The following is a 4574-nucleotide window of genomic DNA, read 5'->3' on the forward strand; positions in this document are numbered from 1 at the left end:
TTTTACCGTGGTCAACGTGACCGATGGTGCCCACGTTTACGTGCAGTTTGTTACGTTGAAATTGCTCTTTAGCCATCGCTAGTCCCTCTAAGACACGGATATATCAATGATATCATCACATTAACCAGGCAATGCCTGACTGCAAGGAAGTTACAGAGAAAATCAGGAGGGAGATTAAAGGAAGTGGTGCTGATACCCAGAGTCGAACTGGGGACCTCACCCTTACCAAGGGTGCGCTCTACCAACTGAGCCATATCAGCACATCTGGAGCGGGCAGCGGGAATCGAACCCGCATCATCAGCTTGGAAGGCTGAGGTAATAGCCATTATACGATGCCCGCATCCTGGAACTCGGCTACCTGTTCTTTCTGTAGCTTGCAGAAAACAGAGAGTGACTCTCTGTTATCTACTGCCTGCCAGCGAAGCTGACCGGCTTTGACTTCGCTAACGCTCAGTCTGAATTCAGGGTGATAGATGACTCACCTGACAGATAAACAGGCTGTCTATCTGTACTCAACCGTGAGGCTGAGATGGTGGTGGGAGAAGGATTCGAACCTTCGAAGTCTGTGACGGCAGATTTACAGTCTGCTCCCTTTGGCCGCTCGGGAATCCCACCTACTTGATGGTGCCGGCTACCGGAATCGAACTGGTGACCTACTGATTACAAGTCAGTTGCTCTACCAACTGAGCTAAGCCGGCATCAAGTGGTGCGCATTCTAGGAAGGTCGGGCGCTGGATGCAACTAAAAAATCGCATATTTTTTTCTATCGCTTACTATTTGTGCAAATCATCGCATTTTCGCGGTTTTCTGCAGAATATTTGTGCAATCCGGCCCTGTTTTTACCGGTTCAGCCGGTTATGGCCGACGCTTCAGTTTGCGCGAAAGTCCCTTTTCAGGCCGATAACAGAACCTCTGCCTGCGCATTTATTTTCCCTTTACGAACTGAGTGATGTTTTTTTGAACCACTCTGCGACCATTATTTATTCCTCCTCCCGCCTCGGCACAAAAGGGATCCCTTTTTATGCTTAAAGAAAATCTCTTTTTTGGCGTCACCGTTAAGATCGCTCTGGCAGGGAGGAAGATTTTGCTGAGGATGGTCTCTGGCATCGGGATTTTCTTTTCTGCGCTCTTCTGTGCCTTCCTGTCCCGCGTTGACGTCCTTATCTGAGGCAAGAGCGATTAACGCCACACTGTGGCTGTAAGGCACTCTAAGATAATAAACAACACCGGCTCGGTGAAAATGAAGACTATCGTAACGTTTTGTGGGTATGCCGACGAAAGCGAGATCGCCTCTATCTTTTTACTTCTGTTAAAAGCCATACTGGTGATACCCTCCAGCCCATTGTTCTCACTGATAAACCAGCGATTCGTGATTCAATTCACCTGTGCTGTCCTGCTTATCGGATAACGCGCGGTTGATTGCATTGAATTTGTGGTCAGATGCATGCTTATGGATAAAACGACACCCCTGACAACGCCTTATCTGGAGTTCACTCGCGAGCAGTGGGCTGCATTACGTGATTCTGTTCCTATGACACTGTCAGAAGATGAGATCGCGCAGCTGAAAGGTATAAACGAGGATCTCTCACTGGAAGAGGTCGCAGAAATTTATCTGCCGCTTTCGCGTCTGCTTAATTTTTATATCAGTTCGAATGTCCGCCGGCAGGCGGTACTGGAACAGTTCCTCGGCACCAATGGCCAGAAGATACCCTATATCATCAGTATTGCGGGCAGCGTAGCGGTCGGGAAAAGCACCACGGCGCGTGTATTGCAGGCGTTGCTGAGCCGCTGGCCTGAACATCGTAAAGTGGAATTGATCACCACAGATGGCTTTCTTCATCCCAATGCCGTGCTGAAAGAGCGTGGCCTGATGAAGAAGAAAGGTTTCCCGCAATCCTATGATATGCACCGGCTGGTTAATTTCGTGTCTGACTTAAAGTCGGGTGCCAGTCAGGTCACTGCGCCGGTCTATTCGCATCTGATTTATGATGTTATCCCTGATGGGGATAAAGTGATTCAGCAGCCTGATATTCTTATTCTTGAAGGCCTGAATGTTTTACAGAGCGGGATGGATTATCCCCACGATCCTCACCATGTCTTCGTGTCAGACTTCGTCGATTTCTCTATCTATGTGGATGCGGAGGAAGATCTTCTGCAGAACTGGTATATCAATCGATTCCTGAAATTCCGTCAGGGTGCGTTTACCGATCCCGACTCCTATTTCCATCACTATGCCCGGCTTTCCGAAGCGGAAGCGATTGAGGTTGCGGGAAATTTATGGAAGGAAATAAACTGGCTTAATCTGCAGGAAAATATCCTGCCAACACGTGAACGTGCCAGCCTGATTATGACCAAAAGCGGCGACCATGCGGTCGACAGGGTTCGCCTGCGTAAATAACCGTTCCCATCTGAGAGCCTGCATCAATGCAGGCTCGCTGATTCAGACCGGTCGCAGCGATATTTCACCGCCAACCCAGGATTTGATTTCACCCTCCTGTTCCAGCAGCAGGCCGCCCTGACTGTCGACGCCCCGCGCGATACCGTGCACTTCCCGTTCGCCAATCAGCAGCTTAACCGGCCTGTTGATAAAATTGTCCAGTGCAGCCCAGCGCTCAATAAAGGGTGTCAATCCTTCCTGTTCGAAGAGCGGCAGAGCGTCACGAAGACGATTAATCAGGCGCGCCGCCAGCTCATTGCGGTTCACCCTGACACCGGCTTCCTGCAGGTTAATCCAGCCCTGATCAATCTGGGATGCATCGGCCGAACGCATTGCCAGATTAATTCCGGCACCCATCACAATATGAGCAGCATCGCCTGTTTTACCTGTCAGTTCTACCAGGATCCCTGCCAGTTTGCGATCGTTCAGATAGATATCATTAGGCCACTTAACGCGGACGTCATCGGCACCTGATGAACGTAGTGTCTCCGCCATGACAATCCCGATGACCAGGCTTAGCCCCATTGCTGCTGCCGGTCCCTGTTCCAGGCGCCAGTACATCGACATGTACAGATTAGCACCAAAGGGAGAAAACCACTGCCGCCCACGACGGCCACGACCGGCCTGCTGATATTCAGCAATGCAGGCAGCACCAGACGTAAGTCCATGCATCTTCTCCATCAGATATTGATTCGTGGAGTCTATTACCGGGATCACCGAGACGTTGCCCTCCCTGACCTGTGAAAGGATCAGCTGTTCGTCCAGCAACTGGATCGGCGCAGGAAGGCTATAACCCTTCCCTGTCACGGTAAAAACATCGAGTCCCCAGCTTTTCAGCGTCTGAATATGCTTGTTAATAGCCGCCCGACTCATTCCCAGCGTTTCGCCAAGTTGCTCGCCGGAATGAAACTCGCCATCAGATAAAATATCGACCAGCTTTAGCGGGACACTGTAGTCTTTCATGCTATCACTCCGACTGCATTACACTCGCCCTGCGCCGCTATAAAACGCACTTCAGGCTCAAGCCAGACATCAAACTTTTCACCTACCCGAGCGCGCACGGCTTTTGCCAGCGCGACGATCTCTTCTGAGGTGGCGTTACCGGCATTGATCAGTACCAGCGCCTGTTGCTGATGAACGGCCGCGCCGCCGATGCGATAACCTTTCAGCTGGCACTGGTCGATAAGCCACCCTGCAGCCAGCTTGGTTTCGCCATCTGGCATCTGATAGTGCGGCATCGCCGGGAATTGCGCCAGCAGCGAGCGGCACTGCGCGCCGGAGATTACCGGATTTTTAAAAAAACTGCCGACGTTACCGGTGACCCTGGGGTCGGGTAACTTGCTCTGGCGCATCTGGCATACCGCATGATAGACATCCCAGGCACTGGCAGTCAGCGGATTGAGCGTCTTCAAATCGCCGTAGGTCAGTACCGGCTGCCACTGCTTGGGCAAGATGAATCCTACTGCAACGATTACGTAGCCTGACTGATAACGATGTTTGAAAATGCTGTCGCGATAGCCAAACTCACAGGCCTCACAATTAAGACGTTCTGTCTGGCCACTGTGCAGATTCAGAACGTCCACATATTCGCAGACATCTTTCAACTCGACGCCGTAAGCACCGATGTTCTGAATGGGTGCAGAGCCCGTCATTCCCGGGATCAGCGCCAGGTTTTCCAGGCCGGCAATCCCCTTTTCCAGCGTGCTTTTGACCAGCTGGTGCCAGTTCTCACCGGCGCCGACATGCAGGCGCCAGTATTCGTCGTCATCCTGAATGCGGATGCCCTCAATACGGTTTAATACGACAGTTCCGGCAAAATCTTCCATGAAGAGGACATTGCTGCCTTCGCCCAGCACCAGGAAGGGGGTCTGATCCTGCTGGCTGGCCTGCCAGGCTGCCAGAATAGCTGCTGGCGTCTCAGCGACGACGCGTTTTTGTGTATGTACTTCGAGCCCGAGCGTATTGTCGGCTTTTAAGGAAGGATGCTGGCTGGACATTAGACGGCCTTTACTGAGTTATCTGGCCGTAGTTTACCGTATCAGAGAGGGGTTCTCAGGCTGTTTTCGGCGATCCGGATGAGGTTTTTCACGATCGACGGACGTAAAAAAGCCCCGCACTCGCGTGCGGGGCTTCTTCA

3 protein-coding genes, 4 tRNA genes and 1 pseudogene are annotated in these 4574 nt (G+C 51.7%); 1 reads left to right on the forward strand and 7 read right to left on the reverse strand.

Translation table 11 applies throughout. From position 1 onward, the window contains the following. From RT657_RS19520 to RT657_RS19540, 5 genes and pseudogenes are all read right to left on the reverse strand, one after another. A pseudogene (locus RT657_RS19520) lies at positions 1-76 on the reverse strand (elongation factor Tu); the annotation flags it as partial. Between the two features lie 108 nt (positions 77-184). Beyond that, positions 185-260: transfer RNA gene (locus tag RT657_RS19525), tRNA-Thr, on the reverse strand. A 5-nt stretch (positions 261-265) separates the two neighbouring features. Then, a tRNA-Gly gene (locus RT657_RS19530) sits at positions 266-340 on the reverse strand. Positions 341-530: 190 nt separating this feature from the next. Further along, a tRNA-Tyr gene (locus RT657_RS19535) sits at positions 531-615 on the reverse strand. Between the two features lie 7 nt (positions 616-622). Continuing rightward, positions 623-698: transfer RNA gene (locus RT657_RS19540), tRNA-Thr, on the reverse strand. Between the two features lie 752 nt (positions 699-1450). On the opposite strand from RT657_RS19540, the gene coaA reads away from it, so the two are divergent. Continuing rightward, positions 1451-2398, forward strand: a complete 948-nt coding sequence (coaA, locus tag RT657_RS19545) for a type I pantothenate kinase (RefSeq protein WP_128086824.1) — start codon at positions 1451-1453, stop codon at positions 2396-2398. 42 nt (positions 2399-2440) lie between these two features. Here coaA and birA read toward each other — a convergent pair whose 3' ends face one another. Next, positions 2441-3400: a bifunctional biotin--[acetyl-CoA-carboxylase] ligase/biotin operon repressor BirA gene (birA, locus tag RT657_RS19550; RefSeq protein WP_313656411.1), complete on the reverse strand. Its 960-nt coding sequence runs from the start codon at positions 3398-3400 to the stop codon at positions 2441-2443. Next, complete coding sequence (gene murB / locus RT657_RS19555; RefSeq protein WP_313656412.1) at positions 3397-4434, reverse strand: UDP-N-acetylmuramate dehydrogenase; 1038 nt, start codon at positions 4432-4434, stop codon at positions 3397-3399. Before murB ends, birA begins: the two co-directional genes overlap by 4 nt. Between the last annotated feature and the right edge of the window lie 140 nt (positions 4435-4574).

The sequence above is a fragment of the Pantoea sp. genome (assembly GCF_032114055.1).
GTDB lineage: Bacteria > Pseudomonadota > Gammaproteobacteria > Enterobacterales > Enterobacteriaceae > Pantoea.

Excerpts from the sequence above, each read along its gene's own strand:
- birA (WP_313656411.1), bottom strand. The coding sequence starts at position 3,400 with ATGAAAGACTACAGTGTCCCGCTAAAGCTGGTCGATATTTTATCTGAT.
- murB (WP_313656412.1), bottom strand. The coding sequence starts at position 4,434 with ATGTCCAGCCAGCATCCTTCCTTAAAAGCCGACAATACGCTCGGGCTC.
- coaA (WP_128086824.1), top strand. The coding sequence starts at position 1,451 with ATGGATAAAACGACACCCCTGACAACGCCTTATCTGGAGTTCACTCGC.